Below are 19,886 nucleotides of genomic sequence, written 5' to 3' on the forward strand. Positions count from 1 at the left end.
ACCCCCACCCCTGCAGGAGTTCCAGCGTGAGCACCACCAGCTACACCGTCACCGGCATGACCTGCGGCCACTGCGTGAACGCGGTGACCGAGGAGGTCAGCGCCGTCCCCGGGGTCACCGCCGTCGAGGTCGACCTGGCCACCGGCGGGCTGACCGTCACCAGCACCGAGCCCGTCGACGCCGACGCCGTGCGCGCCGCCGTCGAGGAGGCCGGCTACTCGGTCGCGAGCTGAGGGAGTTCCTCGTGCGGACCCCGGTCAGGCCCGCCGCCGTCGCCGAGTACACGCACGACCACGGCGAGGACGGGCTCCTGGTCGCCGTCCGCGCCGACCTCTCCGGCTACCAGCACGTGCACCCCGTCGAGGACGCGCACGCCGCCCGGGCCCCCGGCCCGCACGTCGCCTTCGCCGCGACCGCGCCGTCCGCCGGCACCCACCGGCTGTTCCTCGACTCCCGGCACGGCGACGCCGTGCACACCGCCGCCTCCACGGTGCAGGTCACCGGGACGACGGCCGACGAGCCGGCCGGTCACGGGCACGGCGGCTGAGGAGACGCAGCACATGAGCACCCCCGACGTGCGGACCGGCGAGGTCGAGCTGCTGATCGGCGGCATGACCTGCGCGTCGTGCGCCGCCCGGGTCGAGAAGAAGCTGAACCGGATGGACGGCGTCACGGCGACGGTCAACTACGCCACCGAGAAGGCGCGGGTCTCCTTCGGCGGCGACGTCACGACCGACGACCTGATCGCCACGGTCGAGAAGACCGGGTACACCGCGGCGCTGCCCGACCCCCCCGCGGCCGACGCCGAGCCCGCCGCCGACGCCCCCACCCGGCTGCTCCGGCAGCGGCTGCTGGTGTCCACCCTGCTCACCGTGCCGGTGGTCGCGATGGCGATGGTCCCGGCGCTGCAGTTCACCTCCTGGCAGTGGCTCTCGCTGACGCTGGCCGCGCCGGTCGTCGTGTGGGGCGGGCTGCCGTTCCACCGCGCCGCGTGGACCAACCTGCGGCACGGCACGGCGACCATGGACACGCTGGTCTCCCTGGGCACCGGGGCGGCGTTCCTCTGGTCGCTGTACGCGCTGTTCCTCGGCACCGCAGGCGAGCCGGGGATGACGCACCCGTTCGAGCTGACCATCGGCCGCACCGACGGCAGCGCCAACGTCTACCTCGAGGCGGCGGCCGGGGTGACGACGTTCCTGCTGGCCGGGCGGTACGTCGAGGCCCGCTCCAAGCGGCGGGCCGGGGCGGCGCTGCGGGCGCTGCTGGAGCTCGGCGCGAAGGAGGTCTCGGTGCTGCGCGGCGGCACCGAGACACGCATCCCCGTCGACCGGCTGGCCGTGGGCGACCGCTTCGTCGTCCGCCCGGGCGAGAAGGTCGCCGCGGACGGCGTGGTGACCGAGGGCGCCTCGGCCGTCGACGCCTCGATGCTCACCGGCGAGTCGGTGCCGGTCGAGGTCGGCCCCGGGGATGCCGTCGTCGGCGCCACCGTCAACGCCGGCGGCCGCCTGGTCGTGCGGGCCACGCGCGTGGGGTCGGAGACGCAGCTGGCGCAGATGGCGCGGCTGGTCGAGGAGGCGCAGAACGGCAAGGCCGCGGTGCAGCGGCTGGCCGACCGGGTCTCCGGCGTCTTCGTGCCGGTCGTGCTGGCGCTGACCGCCGCGACGCTGGGCTTCTGGATCGGCGCCTCGGCCGGCCTGCCCGCCGCCTTCACCGCCGCGGTCGCGGTGCTGATCATCGCCTGCCCGTGCGCGCTGGGGCTGGCCACGCCGACCGCGCTCATGGTCGGCACCGGCCGCGGCGCGCAGCTCGGGATCCTCGTCAAGGGGCCGGAGGTGCTGGAGTCCACCCGGGCGGTCGACACCGTGGTGCTGGACAAGACCGGCACGGTCACCACCGGCCGGATGACCCTGCTCGACGTCGTCCCCGCGACCGGGCAGGACGCCGACCGGGTGCTGGCACTGGCCGGCGCGGTCGAGTCCGGCTCCGAGCACCCGGTCGCCCGGGCGGTCGCGGAGGCGGCCGCCGAGCGCACCGGTCCGCTGCGACCGGTCACCGGCTTCGCCAACGAGGCCGGGCTCGGTGCGCGCGGGGTCGTCGACGGGACGGCGGTGCTCGTCGGGCGGGCCGGCCTGCTGACCGGCGTCGACGTCCCGGCGGAGCTCACCCGCGCGCAGGCCGCCGCGGAGGCGGCCGGCCGGACCGCCGTGCTCGTGGCCTGGGGCGGCGTCGCCCGCGGGGTGCTCGCCGTCGCCGACGCGGTGAAGCCGACCTCGGCCGAGGCGGTCCGCCGGCTGCGCGAGCTGGGGCTGCACCCGGTGCTGCTGACCGGTGACAACGCGACGGTGGCCCGCGCGGTCGCCGCCGAGGTGGGCATCGACGACGTGGTCGCCGAGGTGCTGCCGCAGGAGAAGGTCGACGTCGTGGAGCGGCTGCAGGGCGAGGGCCGGGTCGTGGCGATGGTCGGTGACGGGGTGAACGACGCCGCGGCCCTGGCGCAGGCCGACCTGGGGCTGGCCATGGGCACCGGCACCGACGTGGCGATCCAGGCCTCCGACCTCACGCTGGTGCGCGGCGACCTGCGCGCGGCGGCCGACGCCATCCGGCTGGCCCGGCGCACCCTGGCGGTCATCAAGGGCAACCTGTTCTGGGCGTTCGCCTACAACGTCGCGGCTGTCCCGCTGGCCATGGCCGGGCTGCTGAACCCGATGATCGCGGGCGCGGCGATGGCGTTCAGCTCGGTCTTCGTGGTGACCAACAGCCTGCGGCTGCGGGGTTTCCGGCCGCTGTGACCCCCGCCTGAACCGGGCAGGTCAGCGGGCGACCGCGCGCACGAACCGGCGGAGCTCCTCGACCAGCAGGTCGGGCACCTCCATCGCCGCGAAGTGGCCACCGCGGTCGAACTCGCTCCACGAGACCAGGTCGACCACCTGTTCCACCGCCGCCCGCGGGGGTCGGAAGAGGTCGTGCGGGAGCACCGCCACGCCGGTCGGCACCTCCCGCGACCACCCCGGCGGCGGCGTGTGCGCGCGCTCCCAGTAGAGCTGCGCCGACGAGGGCCCGGTGCGGGTGAACCAGTACACGGCGACGTTGGTCAGCAGCTGGTCGACGTCGATCTCGCTCGCCGGGTCGGTCCACTCGGCGAACCGCTCGGCGATCCAGGCGAGCAGCCCGGCCGGCGAGTCGGTCAGCGCGGGCGCCAGCGCCAGCGGCCGGGTGTTCTGCAGCTTGGCGTAGCCGGACAGCGCGCGGGTGTAGTGCGCCACCTTCGCCTCGGCGGCCGGGTCGCCGTCCGCGGCCAGCCCGGGCGTCATCGTCACGTGCAGCCCGGCGACGTGCGCCGCGTCGGCGGCGGCGAGGTCGCGCCCGACGTGCGCGCCCCAGTCGCCGCCGTGGACGACGTAGCGGTCGTACCCGAGCCGGGCGACGAGTTCGGCGACCGCGCGGGCCATCCGCGCCGGCGTCCACCCACCGTCCGGCGTCGGTCCGGAGAAGCCGTACCCGGGCAGCGAGGGGACGACGAGGTGGACCGCGTCGGCCGGGTCGCCGCCGTGCGCCCCGGGGTCGCTGAGCGGCCCCAGCACGCGGAGGAACTCGACCACCGAGCCGGGCCAGCCGTGCAGCAGGACCAGCGGGACGGCGCCCGGCTCCGGCGACGGCACGTGCAGCGCGTGCACGCGGGTGCCGTCGACCGTCGTCGTGACCTGGGGCCAGGCGTTGAGCGCCGCCTCCTGCGCCCGCCAGTCCCACCCCGACGCCCACCGCTCGGCCAGCGCGCGCACCCGCTCGACCGGGATGCCGCGGTCACCGGTGAGGTCCTGCGCGACCGGCCAGCGGGTGCGGCGCAGGCGCTCGGCGAGGTCGTCGACCTCCGCCTGCGGCACGTCCACGCGGAACGGGGTCACGTCGGTCTCGGACACGCCCGCCAGCCTGCTGCACCGCCGCAGGCCCGGCGACCTGCACGCCGGCGGAGCTGATCATGGAGTTGTCGCAGGCGACACGCGCCGACCCGCCGTCCGGGGCCGCACCGACCCCATGATCAACACCGTAGGGCGCCGTCGGAGCTCAGGGCGAGGCCTCGGACGGCGCCCGCACCGGCCTAGAGGACGGCCGGCAGGAGCAGCAGCGCGGTCGGGACGAGCAGCAGCAGCCCGGCCGAGAGCAGCGCGAGCACCCGAGCCCACGCCGGCAGCGGGGACGGCGGCTCGAGCAGCCGCACCACCCGCGCCCCGACCGCGCTGCCGGTGACCGCGAGCGCTCCGGACGGCACCCCCGCTCCCCCGGCCCCGCCCGCCGCGACGACGATCGCCTGCGCCAGCGTCCGCCGGGGCGCTCGCCCGGGCAGCGAGCCGAGCGCGACGTCGTCGGCACGCATCTCCACCAGCGTGCGCACCGCGGCGTGCGCGCGGCCGGCCGCGGGCAGCACCGGCAGGGCGGCCTCCCACGCCACGAACGGCAGGAGGTACAGGTGGTGGTGCTCGCGCAGGTGTGCCCGCTCGTGGGCGACGACGGCGGCCAGCTGGGCGTCGTCGAGCTCGGCCACCATGCCGGAGGAGAGCACCAGCAGCGGTCGCGCGCCGGGGATGCAGAAGGCGACCGGGGCGGGGTGCTCGAGCAACCGCGCGTCGGGCAGCGAGGCCGGCTGGACGACGAGCTCCAGCAGCTCGCGGTGCCGGCGGCGGGTGCGCGCCGTCCGGACCCAGGAGAGCAGCAGGACGCCGAGCAGCTCGGTGGCGAGCACGCCGGCCAGGGTCAGCGTGACCCAGTGGTCCCCGCGGACCGGCGCCTCGGCGGGGTGCCCGGTGGCCACGGCCCACGCCGCCCCGGGCAGCGAGTGGCCCCACGGCGCGAGGCCGTGCACCAGCAGCGCGCCGATGATCGACAGGCCGCCGGCCAGCCCGATCGCCTGCCAGCAGACCAGGGCCACCAGCGGGTCGCGCCGCGGCCAGAGGGCGCGGGCCAGCAGCGCCGGCACCGGCCACGCCAGCAGCGCGGCCAGCACGGCGAGGGCGGCCGCGGTCGCGGGCAGCAAGGTCAGCGGGGCGTGTCGTCCGGACCGGCGGCGGCCAGGAGCTCGCGCAGCAGCCGGGCCTCGTCGGGGTCGACACCGCCGACGAAGCGGGCCAGCACCGCCTGCCGGTCCCCGGCCTGGCCGAGCACCTCGTGCATGAGCTCGGCGGCGTGGTCCTCACGGGTGCCGCGGGCGCGGAAGCGCCGCGGCCGGGCGTCGTCGTGGACGACGAAGCCCTTCTGCTCCAGCCGCGACAGCACGGTGTGCACCGTGGTCAGCGCCAGGCCGCGGTCGGCCAGGCCGTCGCGCAGCTCGGCCGCCGCCAGCGGCCCCTCGGCCGACCAGAGCCGGTCCATGACCGCCCGCTCGAGATCTCCCAGCGATGCCACGGCTCCTCCTGTCCCCGGGATCACACCGGCATTTTCTACGTCTTGTAGAAGTTGCTCTTCTACGAGGCGTAGAAAGAACGTGTCGATCGTACGACGACCGGAGAGGGGCCCGCGGTGGACGTCCTGGACGTGGCGCGCTGGCAGTTCGGCATCACGACCGTCTACCACTTCCTGATGGTCCCCCTGACCATCGGCCTGGGGATCCTGGTCGCCGTCATGCACACCCTCTGGGTGCGCACCGACAAGCCCGAGTGGCTGCGGATGACCCGCTTCTGGGGCCGCATCTACTTGATCAACTTCGTGCTCGGCGTGGCCACCGGCCTCGTGCAGGAGTTCCAGTTCGGCCTCGCCTGGAGCGAGTACTCGCGCTTCGTCGGCGACGTCTTCGGCTCGCTGCTGGCCCTCGAGGCGCTGCTGGCCTTCTTCCTGGAGTCGACGTTCCTCGGCCTGTGGATCTTCGGCTGGGGCCGCATCCCGAAGAAGCTGCACCTGGCCGCGCTGTGGGCCGCGGTGGTCGGCTCGATCGTCAGCGCGTACTTCATCATCGCGGCCAACTCCTGGATGCAGCACCCGGTCGGCGTGGAGGTCGACGACGCCACCGGCCGGCCGGTGCAGGTGGACTTCCTCGCCGTCCTGACCAACAACACCGCGCTGGCCGCCTTCAGCCACGCGATCGTCGCCGCGCTCATGGTCGCCGGCGCCCTGCTGGTCGGCATCGGCCTGTGGCACCTGCGCCGGCGCAAGCTGGCCGGGCTGTCCTCGGAGGACGTCGACCACGCCGTGTGGCGCCGCTCCGTGCGGATGGGCGGCTTCGTGTCGCTGGCCGCCTTCGCCCTCGTCGCCCTCACCGGCGACTGGCAGGGCAAGCTCATGTACGAGCAGCAGCCGCTCAAGATGAGCTCGGCCGAGGCGCTCTGCGAGACCGAGGCGCCGGCGTCCTTCTCGGTGTTCGCCTGGGGCAAGCTCGGCTCGAACGAGTGCGACGACGTCCACTCGATCACCGTCCCGTACCTGCTCTCCTACCTGGCGCACGGCGACTTCTCGACCGCCGTCCCCGGCGTCAACGAGCTGCAGGAGGAGTACGCCGCCGTCTACGGCGCGACCTACCCCGACGACCCGTCGCGGTTCGGCGCGCTGGCCGGCGAGGAGATCGACTACACGCCGCTGCTCGGCGTCACCTACTGGAGCTTCCGGCTCATGATCGGCATGGGCGCGGTCTCGGCCGGGGTCGCCGCCTACGCGCTGTGGGCCACCCGGAAGGGCCGGGTGCCGACCTCGCGGATCGGCGTGTACGGCTCGCTGCTCGCCGTCGCCGCGCCGTTCGTGGCCAACGCGACCGGGTGGGTCTTCACCGAGATGGGGCGCCAGCCCTTCGTCGTCCACCCCAACCCCGACGTCCCGGTCGGTGAGCAGACGTACTTCTTCACCGCCCAGGCCGTCTCCCCCGGCATCAGCGCCGCCGAGGTCTGGACGTCGCTGTCGCTGCTGACCCTCGTCTACGGCGCGCTGGCCGTCGTCGAGCTGTGGCTGATCACCCGCTTCGTGCGCCGCGGCGTGACTGAACGCAGCCCCCACCACCCCGCCCCCACCCCCGGCACGCCGGCGGAGGGGACGCCGGGGTCCCGCCGTGACGCCGACGACGACGTCCTGTCCTTCGCCTACTGAGTCCTCGTCCGCCCACCCACCCAGGAGCTTCCCCGTGGACCTGCAGACCCTGTGGTTCGCCGCCGTCGCGCTGCTGTGGACCGGCTTCCTGCTGCTCGAGGGCTTCGACTTCGGCGTCGCCGCGCTGCTGCCGGTGCTCGGCCGGCGCCCGGCCGAGCGGCACCTGATGCTGCGCACCATCGGCCCCCTCTGGGACGGCAACGAGGTCTGGCTGATCACCGCCGTCGGCGCGGTGTTCGCCGCCTTCCCGGGCTGGTACGCCACCTGGCTGCCGGCGCTGTACCTGCCCTTCGTGCTGGTGCTGTTCGGCCTGATCGTCCGGGCGGTCGCCTTCGAGTGGCGGCACTCCCACCACACCGACGCGTGGGACACCACCTGGACGCGGGTGATCACCGCGGGCTCGCTCGTCGCCGCGGCCGGCATCGGCGCCGCGCTCGGGGCCACCACCCTCGGCCTGCCGATCGACGCCGAGGGCGACCGGGTCGGCGGGGCGTTCTCCGGCCTGGGCTGGTCGGCGCTGCTGGGCGCGGTCGCCGTCCTGGCCTTCTCGGTGGTGCACGGCGCGGTGTTCCTGTCGCTGAAGACCGACGGCCCCCTGCGGGCGGCGGCCCGGCGCTTCGCGCTGCGGTGGTCGCCGGTGGCCGCACTGCCGCTGCTGGCCTGGGCCGGCCTGGTGCACCTGCGGTACGGCACGCCGGTCACCGGAGGGCTGTGGCTGGTCGCCGCGCTCGCCGTCCTGGTCGCCTGGGCCCGGCTGCGGGTCGGCCGCGAGGGCCAGGCCTTCGCCGCGTGGGGCGCGATGCTGGTCGCGGCCGCCGCGACGCTGTTCGGTGCCGCGTACCCGGTCGTCGTCCCCTCGACGATCGACCCGGCCTTCGACGTCACGATCGCCGACGCCTCGGTCAGCGACTACACGCTCACCGTCATGACCTGGGCCGCCGGCATCGGGCTGCCCGTGGTGCTCGGCTACCAGGCCTGGACCTACTGGGTGTTCCGCGAGCGGCTGACCGCCGAGCCGCAGCACGGCGAGCCCGCCGGGGCGCACGCATGAGGTCGGACCGGGGCCCGCTCGGTCCGCTGGCCGGCGTGCCGGGCATGAGCGGGGCGCTGGTCCGTGCCGCCCTCGCCGCACTCGGCCAGGTGGCCGGGCTGGTGCTGCTGGCGGCCGGGCTCGCGCACGCGGTGGCCCGGGCGGCCGGTCAGGACGACGGTGCACTGAGCGGCCCGCTGCTCCTCGCCGCCGCGGGCGTCCTGCTGCGCGCGCTGGCCGGCTGGGCCGGTGAGCTGACGGCCGCGCGGGACGCCCGGCGCGCCGAGGAGCAGCTGCGGACCGCCCTGACCGCCCGGCTCGCCGCCTCCCCGGCCGCGGTCGCCGCGGCCGGGGGGCCCGGTCCGGCGGCGCTGCTGGCCACCACCCGGCTGGCCGAGCTCGGGCCGGCGCTGGCCACCCGCCTGCCCGCGCTGGCGCAGGCGCTGGTCGTGCCGCCGGTGCTGCTCGTCGTGCTCGCCCGGACCGACCTGCTCTCCGCCGGCCTGGTAGCGGTCACCCTGCCGCTGGTGCCGGTGTTCATGGTGCTGGTCGGGCTGACCACCCGCGACGGCACCACCGCCGCCGCCCGGGCGCTGGACCGCATCGCCGCGCACGTCGCCGAGCTGGTCCGCGGGCTGCCGGTGCTGGTGGGCCTGGGCCGCGCCGCCGAGCAGGCCGCGGCGCTCGCCGAGCTCGGCGAGGCCTCGCGCCGGCGCACCCTGTCGGTCCTGCGGCTGGCCTTCCTCTCCGCCCTGGTGCTCGAGCTGCTCGCCACGCTGTCGGTGGCGCTGGTCGCGGTGACCGTCGGCCTGCGGCTGGTGCACGGCGACCTCGACCTGGCCGTCGGCCTGACCGCGCTCCTGCTGGCGCCCGAGGCCTTCGCGCCGCTGCGCGCCCTCGGTGCCGCCCACCACGCCGGCGAGGACGCCGCGCTCGCGGCCGCCGAGGCCCGCGCCGTGCTCGCCACCCCGGTCGCCGCCCCAGCCCCGGCGGCGGACGACGGCGACCCGCGCGGCGCCGACGTGGCCGTCACCGGGCTGACCGTCCGCTTCCCCGGCCGCACGGTCCCGGCGCTGCCCCCGGTGGACCTCGCCGTCCGGCCGGGCGAGATCGTCGCCGTGCGCGGCGCCAGCGGCTCGGGCAAGTCGACGCTGCTCGCCGTCCTCGCCGGGCTGACCGACCCGGCCGCGGAGGTGCACGGCACGGTGTCCGGCGTCCCGGTCGGCGGCGTCGCGTACGTGCCGCAGCACCCGCGCACCACCGGGGCGACCGTCGCCGACGAACTGCGCCGGCACACGGGCTCGGAACCGGGCGTGGACGAGCTGGTGGGCGAGGCCCACGTCATCGAGGCGCTGGCCCGGGCCGGTGCCGCCGACCTGGCCGGCCGCGACTGCACCACCCTCTCGCCCGGCGAGCTGCAGCGGGTGGCGCTGGCCCGCGCGCTGGTGCGGGTCCGCCGGGGCGCCCGGCTGCTGCTGCTCGACGAGCCGACCGCGCACCTGGACGACGCGGCCGCCGCCCGGGTGGCCGCCGTGCTGGCCGGGCTGCGCGGCACGGTGAGCGTCCTGCTGGTCACCCACGACGCAGGCCTGGCGGCCCTCGCCGACCGCACCGTCGACCTCTCGTCCCCGGCCGCGGCTGCTCGTCCCGTGGCGGGTGCGGCGACGTCGTGGACCTCGACCCCGGGTGACCACGGGACCGTCGCATCCGCCGCCGCACCGGGACCGACGGGCGCGACGGGCACCGGCCCCGGGCTGCGCTGGCCGCGGCGGGCGCTGGTGCGCGCGGTCGCCGCCGGCACCGCCTCGGCCGGCGCGGGCGTGGCGCTCACCGCCGTCTCGGGCTGGCTCGTCGTGCGGGCCGCCGAGATGCCGCCGGTGCTCACCCTGCTGGTGGCGATCGTCGGTGTCCGGGCCTTCGGGCTGGGCCGCGCCGGGCTGCGCTGGGTGGAGCGGATGACCGCGCACGACGCCGCACTGCGGCTGGCCGCGGACCTGCGCGTGCGGGTCTGGCGGGCGCTGGCCGCCCAGGGCGTCGCGGCCGACCGCACGCCGGGCTCCGCGCTGGCCCGCGTGGTCGGCGACGTGGGCCTGGTGCAGGACCTCTCGGTGCGCGTCGTCCCGCCCGCCCTGGTGGCCGGCGCCGTGAGCACCGCGACCGTCGGCGCGCTGGCGCTGGTCTCCCCCGCCGCGGCCGGCTCCGCGGCGGCGGTCCTGCTGGCCACCGTCGCGCTGGTGCTGCTCGCGCACCGGCGGGTGGACGCCGGCGCCGCGCGCACCGAGGCGGCGCTGCGGGTGGCCGCGCTGCACGACACCACCACCGCGCTCGAGGGCGCGGCCGACCTGCGGGCGCACGGCCTGGCCTCGCGGACGGCGGCCGACCTCGCCGCGCTCGCCGCCGACCGCGCCGGAGCCGACCGCGCCCGCACCCGCGCCGGCGCGCTGGGCACCGGGGTCGTCGTCCTGGGCACCGGGCTGGCCGCGGTCGCCGCGGCGGCGGCCGGTGCCACGGCCGGGGTGACCGGCCCGGCGATCGCGGCGGTCGCGCTCGCGCCGCTGGCCCTGGCCGAGCCGCTGGCCGGGCTGGTCACCGCGCTGCAGCGGCGCGGCACGCTCGCCGACGCCCGCGACCGGCTCGGCGCCGTCCTCACCGCGCCGGTGCCGGCCGACCCCGCCGACCCGCTCCCCGTCCCGGCGCCGGTGCGCACGCTCGCGGCCGACGGCCTGGTCGCCGGCTGGCCCGGCGGCCCGGACGTGCTCCGCGGCCTGACCACCCGGGCCGACGCCGACGGCGGCTGGCTGGTCGTGCGCGGGCCCTCGGGCGCGGGCAAGTCGACGTTCCTCGCCGTGCTGCTCGCGGCCCTGCGGCCCCGGGCGGGCACCTACGCGCTGGGCGGCGTCGACACCGCGCGGCTGACCGGGGACGGCGTCCGCTCCCGCATCGCGTGGCTGCCCCAGGACGCGCACGTGTTCGCCTCGAGCATCCGCGCGAACCTGGCCCTCGCCGCGCCGCGGGGCGGACTGGCCGGGCCGGACGGCGAGGCCCGGATGCGCGCGGCACTCGACGCCACCGGGCTCGGCGGGCTGCTGGCCGCGCTGCCCGCGGGCCTGGACGCCCCGGTCGGCGCGGGCGGCACCGCGCTGTCCGGCGGCGAGCGGCGCCGGCTGGCCGCGGCGCGGGCGCTGCTGGCCGACCGGGACGTCATGCTGCTCGACGAGCCGACCGCGCACCTCGACCCGCCCACCGCCGCGGCACTGCTGCGCGACCTGCGGGCGGCGCTCGCCGGCCGGGTCGTGGTCTGCGTGACCCACGACGACGCCGTCGAGCGGCCCGGCGACACCGTCGCGCGGATCGGCGCGACGCGGGCCGCGCTGGTGAGGTGACGGGGCGGCCCCCTGCAGCGCACCGCCGCGAGCCTGCGAGCGGTGGGGAGCAGGGGGTCCTTTCAGGCGGCCGCGGCGTGCGCCCGGCCGGGGGCCTCCGGCCGGGCGCGGACGACCTCGAACCCCGGGAAGGCCGGCAGCGCGGGGTCGACCACGACCGGCACGCCCGGGGACGGTCCCAGCAGGCGGCGGCCGACCACAGCGGCGCGCTCGTCGGGCGTCAGCTGGGTGAGCATGCGCTCGTACAGCTCGGGCCGGATGCGGAGCTCGCGGGGCGGGGCGGCGCCGGGGGTGACGGCGACCGCGAACAGGTCGCCGGCGATGTCCGGCCGGCCCCAGTGGGTGGGGTGGGTTCCTCTGACGATGGCCTCGGACATGGTGCCCTCCTGGGCGGTTCCCCGTGCTCTGTCCAACACCGGGGGGAGGTGACGCATGCCTGGTGTAGCTCAGAGGTACGACGCTTCCCGGAGATACCGCAGGGTCGGACGAACCGTCCCGTCGGTGCCGTCGGGCACCCTCCGGGCATGGACGCGTCCTCCACCGGTGCGGTGTTCCTCGGCATGGGCGTCGACGGGTTCATCGCCCGTCCCGACGGCGACCTCGCCTGGCTGACCGGCGGCGAGGAGGCCGGCGGCGCCCCGGACGACGGCGAGGGCGGCGACTTCGGGTTCGCCGGGTTCCTGGCCGGGATCGACGCCCTGGTCATGGGCCGCGGCACCTACGAGGTGGTCGCCCCGCTGGCCGAGTGGCCCTACCAGGGCAAGCCGGTGCACGTCCTCAGCACCACGCTGGAGCCCGATCCCGCACCACCCTGCACCGCGCTCATCGGCGAGGGGCACACGCCGTTCGGGCCGCTGCCGGGCGACGTGCTGCTCGAACTCGTGCGCACCCGGACCTTCCCCGGCGGGATGGTGCAGTCGACCTACCGGGTGCGCTGAGCGGTCAGGGCCCCGGGATGGCGACCGGGATCGACGGCCGTCGCGACGTGGTCGACCGGGCGTCGGTGGGCGTCCGGATCGCCCGGTCGGCCACCGAGCCGCCGCGGAGGACCCCCACGTCGCCGGTGCGGGCGCGGTCGACCGCCTCGTCCAGGCTCAGCTCGGGCACGGCGCTACCGTCAGGACCGTGCGGGTGTCGACGCTGCTGGGCCTGGCCGGTCTCGCCGGCGTCGCGGCGACCGGGGCGGTGCTGGCCCGCGGCGAGCGGCAGCGCCGGGCGCACACCCCCGGGGAGGTCCGCCCCCGGCTGCGGGAGCGGCACGCCGCGCCGGTCGACGTCCCCGAGCGGGTCACGACCGCGGAGCTGGTCTCCGGGCGCGGGCACCGGCTGGCCCGGGTGCTGCGCCGCCGCTGACGCTCAGGCCGGCGGCGCCGGCAGGACGACGATGCCGTCCCGGTCCGCCGCCAGCCACTCCCCCTCGCGGAACACCACGCCGGCGAAGACGACCGGCAGCCCGGCCTGACCCGAGTGCAGCCCCTTCACGCTGCGCCGCGGGTGGGTGGCCAGCGCGCGCACCCCGATCGGCTGGGCGTCGAGCTCGTCGGCGTCACGCACCGCGCCGTTGACCACCACGCCGGCCCAGCCGTTCTGCGCCGCGAGGACGGCGAGGTTGCCGCCGAAGAGCGCGCAGCGCAGCGAACCGCCGCCGTCGACGACGAGCACCCGCCCCTCCCCCGGCTGCTCGACGGCCGCGCGGACCAGGGCGTTGTCCTCGAAGACCTTGAGCGTGGTGACCGCCCCGCTGAACGCCGGCCGGCCGCCGAAGGCCTGGAACACGGGGTCGCAGACCTGCGCCTCGGGGTGGTCGTCGGAGAGGTCCGTCGTGGCGTGGCCCGGCGCGTCGGTCATGGACGGAGGTTATAACCTGGGGACGTCGAATCGCATCTCAGGCGGAGATGCGCAGCTCAGTGTGGTATGGAGGTTGTGACGGTGCACGGAACCGGCGTAGCCACCAAGAGCGAGCTGGCCTACGCACGGGTGCGGGAGATGGTCCTCGGCGGCGAGCTGGAGCCGGGCTCGGTGCTCAACCAGGCGACCCTCGCCCGGCGGATCGGCGTCAGCACCACCCCGCTGCGCGAGGCCCTGCGGCGGCTGGCCCAGCAGGGTCTGGTCGAGCTGGGCGCGCACCGCGACGCCCGGGTGGCCCCGCTCGACGCCGCCGAGGCGCGCGACCTCGTCGAACTGCGGCAGGACCTCGACCCGCTCGCCGCCGGCCTGGCCGCCCAGCGCCGCACCGCCGCCGACCTCGCCGAGATGGCCGACAGCCTGGCCCGGCTGGAGTCGCTGGCTCCGGACCCGTCGCCGGCCCAGCTGGCGAGTCACCGGCGGTTCCACGCGGCGCTGTACCGCGCCTCGCACAACGCGCTCCTCGTCGAGACCCTCGACGGCCTGTGGGACAAGACCGACCGCTACCGGCGGCACGCGCTGCGGGCCGGGCGCAGCGAGGAGGAGGCCGCCCGGCGGGCCGAGGAGCACCGGCTGCTGGTCGAGGCGGTCTCCGACCGCGACGCCGCGGCGGCCAGCGACCTCATGCGCCGGCACGTGGAGACCAGCCTGGCCGCCCGGGCCGCCGGGAGCCTGGCCGCCGGGAGCCCCGCCGCCGATCGGTCGCCGGCGTGAGCGCGCGACTCCCCGGGGGACGGCGGATGCTCGGGCTGCTGCTCGCGCACTCGGCGCTCACCCAGGTGGTCACCTTCGTGCTGCGCCCGACGACCGCCTACCGGGCGATCGAGCTGGACGTGCCGACCGCCTGGCTCGGCGCGCTGACCGCCTCGTTCGCCGTCGTCCCGCTGGTGCTCGCCGTCCCCTCGGGACAGGCCACCGACCGGTTCGGCGAGCGGCGGGTGATGCTGGCCGGGGCGGTCCTGCTGCTGCTCTCGGCGGTCGTCCTCGCCAGCGGGCGCGGCGGGGCGGCCGGGCTGGTGGCCGGCAGCGTGGTGCTCGGCACCGGTCACCTGCTCTCGGTCGTGGGGCAGCAGGCGGCCGTGGCCAACACCGCCGGGCCGGGGCGCTTCGACACGGCGTTCGGGCACTACACCTTCGCCGCCTCGCTGGGGCAGGCGCTCGGCCCCGCCCTGATCACCGTGGCCGGCGGCGAGGGGGCCCTGCCCGACACCCGCCCGATCTTCCTCGTCGCTGCGGGGATCGCCGTCCTGCTGCTGGCGTGCACCGTCGTCCTGCGGTTCCCGGTCCGCGAGCGCTCCGGCGACGCCGCCGAGACCGGCGGCATGGGCACGCTGCTGCGCCTGCCCGGCCTGCTGCGCGCGCTGACCGTCAGCTGCGTCGTGCTCGCCGCCGTCGACATCACGCTGGTCTACCTGCCCGCGCTCGGCGCCGACCGCGGGCTGGCCGCCGGCACCGTCGGCCTGCTGCTGACGCTGCGCGCCGCCGCCTCGATGACCTCGCGGTTCTTCCTCGGCCGGCTGGTGCGGCTGACCGGGCGACGGCGGTTGATGCTGTCCAGCGTCGCGCTGGCCGCGGGGACGATGGCGGCGGTCGCGGTGCCGATGCCGGTCGCCGGGACGGCGGTGCTCGTCGTCCTGCTCGGGCTCGGGCTCGGCGTGGGGCAGCCGTTGACCATGTCCTGGCTGGCCGAGATGGCCCCGGCCGGGCTGCGCGGCCGGGCGATGTCGCTGCGGCTGACCGGCAACCGGCTGGGCCAGGTGCTCATCCCCAGCACCGTCGGGCTGCTGGCCGCCGGCGTCGGCTCGGCCGGGGTGCTGTGGGCGACGGCCGGGGCGCTGGCCCTGGCCGGGGCCGCCGCCCGCCGGCTGCACGTCGACGGCGGCCCCTGACCTCAGGCCCCGGCGATGCGCGCCACCACGGCGTCGGTGAACTCCCCCGTCGAGGCCGAGCCGCCCAGGTCGCGGGTGCTGACGCCGTCGCGCACCGCCGCCCGGACGCCGTCGTCGACCCGGACCGCGGCGTCGCAGAGACGTGCGTCGCCGTGCCGCGTGCCGAGCCAGTCGAGCAGCATCCCCGCCGAGAGCACCATCGCGATCGGGTTGGCCAGCCCCTTCCCGGCGATGTCCGGGGCCGACCCGTGGGCGGCCTGGGCCATGGCGCGGCCGTCCGAGGCGTTGAGGGACGGCGCGATGCCCAGGGAGCCGGCCAGCTCGCCGGTCAGGTCGGAGAGGATGTCGCCGAACATGTTCTCGGCGACGACGACGTCGAAGTCGGCGGCCCGGCGCAGCAGGTGCACCGTCATCGCGTCGATGTGGAAGTCGTCCACGGCGACGTCGGGGTACTGCTCCGCCACCTCGAGGCAGACGCGCTTGAACAGGCCCGAGCTCAGCTGCAGCACGTTGGCCTTGTGCACGATCGTGAGCCTGTTGCGCCGGTGCCGGGCCAGCTCGAACGCGGCCCGGGCGATGCGCTCGATGCGCGGCCGGGTGAAGACGCCCATCGCGATCGCGACGTCCGGGGTGGGCATGTACTCCCCGGTGCCCGCGTGGGTGTTGCGGTCGGCGTAGAAACCCTCGGTGTTCTCCCGCACGATCACCAGGTCGGTGTCCGGGGCGATCGCCCGGCCGCCCTCGAAGGCGCGGGCCGGGCGGGTGTTCGCGTACAGGTCGAAGTGCGTGCGCAGCGTGCCGCTCGGGTTCAGCTGCGAGCGGAACGGCTCCGGGTAGGCGGCGCTGTCGTGCGGGCCGAGCAGCCAGCCGTCGAGTCCGGTCAGCGCCTCCAGGGTGACGTCGGGGATGGCACTGCCGTGCGTCTCGATGGCCGCGGCACCGAGCGGCAGCTCCTGCCACTCGACCGGCGCGGCTCCGGCGGCGGCCAGCGCCGCGTCGACGACGCGCACGGACGCCGGCACGATCTCCGGGCCGATGCCGTCGCCGAGCAGGACGCCGAGGCGGTGGGGGGTCTTCCTCATGGCACTCACTCCGATGCGGGGGCCGTGGCGGCGGGCGCGTCGAGCACCCACCACGTGCGGACGTTGACGAACTCGCGGATGCCGGCGGCGGCCAGCTCACGGCCGTAGCCGCTGGCGCGGGTGCCACCGAAGGGCATGCGGACGTCGGAGGCGACGACCGCGTTGACGAAGGCGGCGCCGGACCGGATCCGGCGGGCGACGGCGATCCCGCGCTGCGGGTCGCCCGTCCAGACGCTGGCACCGAGCCCGAACCTGGTGTCGTTCGCGACGCGCACGGCCTCGTCGTCGCCGTCCACCGCGATGACCGCGGCGACCGGGCCGAAGACCTCCTCGTCGTGGGCCGGCATCCCGGGCCGGACGTCGGCCAGGACCGTGGGCGCGTAGAAGGTGCCCGGACCCTCGAGGCGGCGTCCGCCGGTGAGCAGCCGGGCGCCGGCCGCGACGGAGGCCTCGACCTGCCGGTGCACCCCCTCGAGCAGGTCGGCCCGGGCCATGGGGCCGACGTCGGTGCCCGGCGCCGTGGGGTCCCCGACGGTCAGCGCCTCCACCTCGGCGGCCAGCAGCCGGGTGAACTCCTCGGCGACCGAGGAGTCGACGACCAGCCGCTTCGGCGAGATGCAGCTCTGCCCGGCGTTGAGGAGCCGACCCCGCGCGGCCAGGGCGGCGACCCGCTGCAGGTCGGCGTCGGCCAGGACGACGAAGGGGTCCGAGCCGCCGAGCTCCAGGACCGACTTCTTGATCGCGTCGCCCGCCGCAGCACCCACCGCGCGGCCGGCCCGCTCGCTGCCGGTGATGGTGACCGCGCCGATGCGCGGGTCGCCGATCAGCCGCGCCGTCACCGCCGGCACGTCCGGCTCGGCGACGACCAGCGCGGCGAACAGCCCGTCCGGCGCTCCCGCGGCGGCGAACACCCGTTGCACCGCGAGCGCGCAGCCGGTGGTGTTGGGCGAGTGCTTGAGCAGCGCGGCGTTGCCCGCCATGAGCGCCGGCGCGGCGAAGCGGACGACCTGCCAGAGCGGGAAGTTCCACGGCATGACCGCCAGGACCACGCCGATCGGCTCGTAGCCGATCCAGCTGCGGTCCGCGGCGGTGTCGACCGGCTCGTCGGCGAGGAACGCCGCGGCGTGCTCGGCGTAGTAGTCGCAGGCCGTGGCGCACTTCTCGACCTCGGCGCGGGCCTCGGCCAGCGGCTTGCCCATCTCCCGTGTGACGAGCAGGGCGAGGTCGTCGGCCTCGGCGCGCAGGACGGCCGCCGCCCGCCGCAGCACGGCGGCGCGGTCCTCGGAGGAGCAGGCGGCCCAGCCCACCTGGACCTGCGCCGCCCGGTCCAGCGCGGCGTCCACGTCGGCGTCGGAGAGGGCCGGGTACTCGGCCAGGGGCTCCCCCGTCGCGGGGTCGACGGTGACGACGGCGCTCATGCCGGCGTCGCGCCATCGCCCGGGCGCGCGGGTCCAGCGCCACGGTCGCTGTCGGACAGGTGCTCGAACGTCTCGCCGGTGGCGGTGATGGTGCGGGTGACGTCGCGGCCGCCGTAGACCCAGTAGATGGTCATCGAGTCCTCACCGCGGTTGCGGAAGCAGTGCGGGACGCCGGCCGGGACCCAGGTGGCCTGCCCCGCGACCAGGTCGAACTCGTCCTCGCCGACGACCGCGGTGGCCTCGCCCTCGTAGACCAGCACGGACTCCTCGACGTTGTGCGAGTGCAGCGGGATGCCGGTGCCGGGCGAGAAGACGGTCATCCCGGTGGTGACCCGGTTGCCCTCGCAGTTCCACTTGCCGACGAACGGGATGGTGACGACGCCGTTGCCCCGGTCGAAGCGCTCGATCTCCTCCGGGCGCAGGACCATCGACGGCGGGACCGGCTGGGTGCTCATGCGGACTCCTCGGTGGTGTGGGTGACCAGCAGATGGCCTGGCGTGTTGACCTGGTCGACGAGGACCTCCTCGGCGATCGCCCGCCAGGCGGCGAAGTGCGGGGAGGCCTTGTGCGCGGCGAAGGCGTCCGCGTCGGCGTAGAGCTCGTAGAGCACGAAGCGGTCCTCGTCGTCCTGCACCGAGCAGACGTCGAACCGCAGGCAGCCCGGCTCGTCGCGGACCGACGCCTCCGCGTTGGCGGCCATGCCGGCGAGGAACTCCTCGCGCCGGCCCGGCCGCACCTGCATCTGGACCACCAAGCTGAACACCCTCGACCTCCCAGGCCTTGTATGCGAATCTGTATACAGATCAGCACACAACGCGTCGAGGAGGCAAGTGGTGACGGAGGAACGGTTCGGGCCGGAGTCGCTGAGGATCCTCGGCGGGGGGATATTGACGGCGCTCGGCGTGCCGGTCGACGACGCGGCGCTGGTCGCCGACTCCCTCGTGCAGGCCGACCTGTGGGGCCACTCCTCGCACGGCCTGCTCCGGCTGCCCTGGTACGCGGCGCGGCTGCGCTCCGGCGCCATGCGTGCGGTCACCGAGCCGGCGGTGCTGACCGACACCGGTCCGCTGGTGCTCCTCGACGGGCGGGACGGGATCGGCCAGGTGCTCACCGACCGCGCTCGCGCCCTGGCGACCGACCGGGCCCGTCAGCACGGCGTCGGCGTCGTCGGCGTGCGCAACTCCAACCACTTCGGCACGGCCATGTGGTTCACCCGGCGGGCCGCACGCGACGGCCTCGTCGCCGTCCTCACCACGAACGCCAGCCCGGCGATGGCACCGTGGGGCGGGCGGGAGAAGCGCGTCGGCACCAACCCGTGGTCGATCGCCGCGCCGGGGCCCGACGGCACGGTCGTCGCCCTCGACATCGCGAACACCGCGGTCGCCCGGGGCAAGATCTACCTGGCGCAGAGCCGCGGCGAGTCGATCCCGGAGTCCTGGGCGCTCACCGCGGACGGCGCGCCGACGACCGATCCGGCGGAGGGGGTGCTCGGCGTGGTCCTGCCGATGGCCGGACACAAGGGATACGCGATCGCCTTCATGATGGACGTGCTCTCCGGCGCGCTCACCGGCAGCGCGGTCGGCACCGGCGTGCACGGGCCCTACGAGCCGGAGGCCCGCAGTGGCTGCGGCCACCTGTTCCTGGCCCTGGACCCCGCCGCCTTCGGCGACCCCGCCGGCTTCGACACCCGGGTGCGGCAGCTGGTCGACGAGGTGCGCTCCACGCCGCTCGCGCAGGGCTCGGACGCCGTCCTCTGCCCGGGCGAGGTCGAGGACCGCGCCGAGGCCGCCAACCTGGCCGCCGGAGGCGTCGTCCTCGCCCGGGACGCGCTCGCGGAGCTGCAGCGGCTGGCGGCCGAGGTCGGCGTGCCGTTCCCCGGCGAGGTGCGGGCGTGACGAGCGACCCGCAGCCCGAGGAGGCCAGCAAGGCCGACCAGGTCCACCGGCGGCTCCGGGAGGAGATCGAGCTCGGCGAGCTGGCGCCCGGGACGCCGCTGTCGGAACTGTCCCTCGTCGCGGGGGGGGGGGGGGGGGGGGGGGGGGCGGGGGGCGGGGGGGGGGGGGGGCGGGGCGGGGGGGGGGGGGGGGGGGGGGGGGGGGGGGGGGGTGCGGGGGGCG

21 protein-coding genes are annotated in these 19,886 nt (G+C 76.6%); 11 read left to right on the forward strand and 10 right to left on the reverse strand.

Annotation, left to right across the window (positions count from 1 at the left end; genetic code table 11):
• The first annotated feature begins 26 nt into the window (after positions 1-26).
• The 3 genes from ACI79G_RS23960 to ACI79G_RS23970 are packed head-to-tail and all read left to right on the forward strand — an operon-like array spanning position 27 to position 2,789.
• On the forward strand, positions 27-233 hold the full coding sequence (locus ACI79G_RS23960; RefSeq protein WP_456883537.1) for a heavy-metal-associated domain-containing protein: 207 nt from the start codon (positions 27-29) through the stop codon (positions 231-233).
• 11 nt (positions 234-244) lie between these two features.
• Positions 245-547, forward strand: coding sequence for a hypothetical protein (locus ACI79G_RS23965; protein WP_456883538.1), 303 nt, complete (start codon positions 245-247; stop codon positions 545-547).
• Positions 548-560: 13 nt separating this feature from the next.
• Positions 561-2,789, forward strand: a complete 2,229-nt coding sequence (locus tag ACI79G_RS23970; protein ID WP_456883539.1) for a heavy metal translocating P-type ATPase — start codon at positions 561-563, stop codon at positions 2,787-2,789.
• A gap of 21 nt (positions 2,790-2,810) precedes the next feature.
• Here the strand turns inward: ACI79G_RS23970 and ACI79G_RS23975 are convergent, their stop codons facing one another.
• The 3 genes from ACI79G_RS23975 to ACI79G_RS23985 all read right to left on the reverse strand — a co-directional run bounded on the left by ACI79G_RS23975 (position 2,811) and on the right by ACI79G_RS23985 (position 5,397).
• Positions 2,811-3,917 (reverse strand): epoxide hydrolase family protein, encoded by a 1,107-nt coding sequence (locus ACI79G_RS23975; RefSeq protein ID WP_456883540.1) that lies wholly within the window; start codon positions 3,915-3,917, stop codon positions 2,811-2,813.
• Positions 3,918-4,096: 179 nt separating this feature from the next.
• Positions 4,097-5,029: a M56 family metallopeptidase gene (locus tag ACI79G_RS23980; RefSeq protein ID WP_456883541.1), complete on the reverse strand. Its 933-nt coding sequence runs from the start codon at positions 5,027-5,029 to the stop codon at positions 4,097-4,099.
• A gap of 2 nt (positions 5,030-5,031) precedes the next feature.
• A complete protein-coding gene (locus tag ACI79G_RS23985) occupies positions 5,032-5,397 on the reverse strand; it encodes a BlaI/MecI/CopY family transcriptional regulator (RefSeq protein WP_456883542.1) in 366 nt (121 codons plus the stop codon).
• A 114-nt stretch (positions 5,398-5,511) separates the two neighbouring features.
• Between ACI79G_RS23985 and ACI79G_RS23990 the strand changes: the two genes are divergently transcribed.
• The 3 genes from ACI79G_RS23990 to cydC are packed head-to-tail and all read left to right on the forward strand — an operon-like array spanning position 5,512 to position 11,475.
• The gene (locus ACI79G_RS23990; protein WP_456883544.1) at positions 5,512-7,062 is read left to right on the forward strand and encodes a cytochrome ubiquinol oxidase subunit I; all 1,551 of its coding nucleotides are present in this window, start codon (positions 5,512-5,514) and stop codon (positions 7,060-7,062) included.
• A 34-nt stretch (positions 7,063-7,096) separates the two neighbouring features.
• The gene (gene cydB, locus ACI79G_RS23995; RefSeq protein ID WP_456883545.1) at positions 7,097-8,113 is read left to right on the forward strand and encodes a cytochrome d ubiquinol oxidase subunit II; all 1,017 of its coding nucleotides are present in this window, start codon (positions 7,097-7,099) and stop codon (positions 8,111-8,113) included.
• A complete protein-coding gene (gene cydC, locus ACI79G_RS24000; protein ID WP_456883546.1) occupies positions 8,110-11,475 on the forward strand; it encodes a thiol reductant ABC exporter subunit CydC in 3,366 nt (1,121 codons plus the stop codon). Before cydB ends, cydC begins: the two co-directional genes overlap by 4 nt.
• Positions 11,476-11,537: 62 nt before the next feature.
• On the opposite strand, the gene ACI79G_RS24005 is transcribed toward cydC, so the two are convergent.
• On the reverse strand, positions 11,538-11,852 hold the full coding sequence (locus tag ACI79G_RS24005; protein ID WP_456883547.1) for a hypothetical protein: 315 nt from the start codon (positions 11,850-11,852) through the stop codon (positions 11,538-11,540).
• Between the two features lie 147 nt (positions 11,853-11,999).
• Here ACI79G_RS24005 and ACI79G_RS24010 point away from each other — a divergent pair, with 147 nt between their 5' ends.
• Positions 12,000-12,413 carry a dihydrofolate reductase family protein gene (locus ACI79G_RS24010; protein WP_456883548.1) on the forward strand — a complete coding sequence of 138 codons (414 nt, stop codon included), beginning with the start codon at positions 12,000-12,002 and terminating at the stop codon, positions 12,411-12,413.
• Between the two features lie 4 nt (positions 12,414-12,417).
• Here the strand turns inward: ACI79G_RS24010 and ACI79G_RS24015 are convergent, their stop codons facing one another.
• Complete coding sequence (locus tag ACI79G_RS24015) at positions 12,418-12,582, reverse strand: hypothetical protein (RefSeq protein WP_456883549.1); 165 nt, start codon at positions 12,580-12,582, stop codon at positions 12,418-12,420.
• An 18-nt stretch (positions 12,583-12,600) separates the two neighbouring features.
• On the opposite strand from ACI79G_RS24015, the gene ACI79G_RS24020 reads away from it, so the two are divergent.
• A complete protein-coding gene (locus tag ACI79G_RS24020; RefSeq protein ID WP_456883550.1) occupies positions 12,601-12,828 on the forward strand; it encodes a hypothetical protein in 228 nt (75 codons plus the stop codon).
• Between the two features lie 3 nt (positions 12,829-12,831).
• On the opposite strand, the gene rraA is transcribed toward ACI79G_RS24020, so the two are convergent.
• Positions 12,832-13,323, reverse strand: coding sequence for a ribonuclease E activity regulator RraA (rraA, locus tag ACI79G_RS24025; protein WP_456883551.1), 492 nt, complete (start codon positions 13,321-13,323; stop codon positions 12,832-12,834).
• A gap of 81 nt (positions 13,324-13,404) precedes the next feature.
• On the opposite strand from rraA, the gene ACI79G_RS24030 reads away from it, so the two are divergent.
• Together ACI79G_RS24030 and ACI79G_RS24035 are read left to right on the forward strand one after the other, a co-directional pair.
• A complete protein-coding gene (locus tag ACI79G_RS24030) occupies positions 13,405-14,094 on the forward strand; it encodes a GntR family transcriptional regulator (protein WP_456883552.1) in 690 nt (229 codons plus the stop codon).
• Complete coding sequence (locus ACI79G_RS24035) at positions 14,091-15,269, forward strand: MFS transporter (protein ID WP_456883553.1); 1,179 nt, start codon at positions 14,091-14,093, stop codon at positions 15,267-15,269. The genes ACI79G_RS24030 and ACI79G_RS24035 overlap by 4 nt, the downstream gene beginning before the upstream one ends.
• Before the next feature lie 2 nt (positions 15,270-15,271).
• Here the strand turns inward: ACI79G_RS24035 and ACI79G_RS24040 are convergent, their stop codons facing one another.
• Genes ACI79G_RS24040 through ACI79G_RS24055 form a run of 4 tightly spaced genes read right to left on the reverse strand, consistent with a single transcriptional unit; the run spans position 15,272 to position 18,532 of the window.
• Positions 15,272-16,351: an isocitrate/isopropylmalate dehydrogenase family protein gene (locus ACI79G_RS24040; protein ID WP_456883554.1), complete on the reverse strand. Its 1,080-nt coding sequence runs from the start codon at positions 16,349-16,351 to the stop codon at positions 15,272-15,274.
• A 5-nt stretch (positions 16,352-16,356) separates the two neighbouring features.
• Positions 16,357-17,769, reverse strand: coding sequence for an NAD-dependent succinate-semialdehyde dehydrogenase (locus ACI79G_RS24045; RefSeq protein ID WP_456883555.1), 1,413 nt, complete (start codon positions 17,767-17,769; stop codon positions 16,357-16,359).
• Complete coding sequence (locus tag ACI79G_RS24050) at positions 17,766-18,224, reverse strand: cupin domain-containing protein (protein WP_456883556.1); 459 nt, start codon at positions 18,222-18,224, stop codon at positions 17,766-17,768. The genes ACI79G_RS24045 and ACI79G_RS24050 overlap by 4 nt, the downstream gene beginning before the upstream one ends.
• Complete coding sequence (locus tag ACI79G_RS24055) at positions 18,221-18,532, reverse strand: putative quinol monooxygenase (protein WP_456883557.1); 312 nt, start codon at positions 18,530-18,532, stop codon at positions 18,221-18,223. Before ACI79G_RS24055 ends, ACI79G_RS24050 begins: the two co-directional genes overlap by 4 nt.
• A 70-nt stretch (positions 18,533-18,602) precedes the next feature.
• Between ACI79G_RS24055 and ACI79G_RS24060 the strand changes: the two genes are divergently transcribed.
• Positions 18,603-19,664, forward strand: a complete 1,062-nt coding sequence (locus tag ACI79G_RS24060) for an Ldh family oxidoreductase (RefSeq protein ID WP_456883558.1) — start codon at positions 18,603-18,605, stop codon at positions 19,662-19,664.
• The last annotated feature ends 222 nt before the right edge of the window (positions 19,665-19,886 follow it).

It is taken from the genome of Geodermatophilus sp. SYSU D00779 (genome assembly GCF_054050595.1).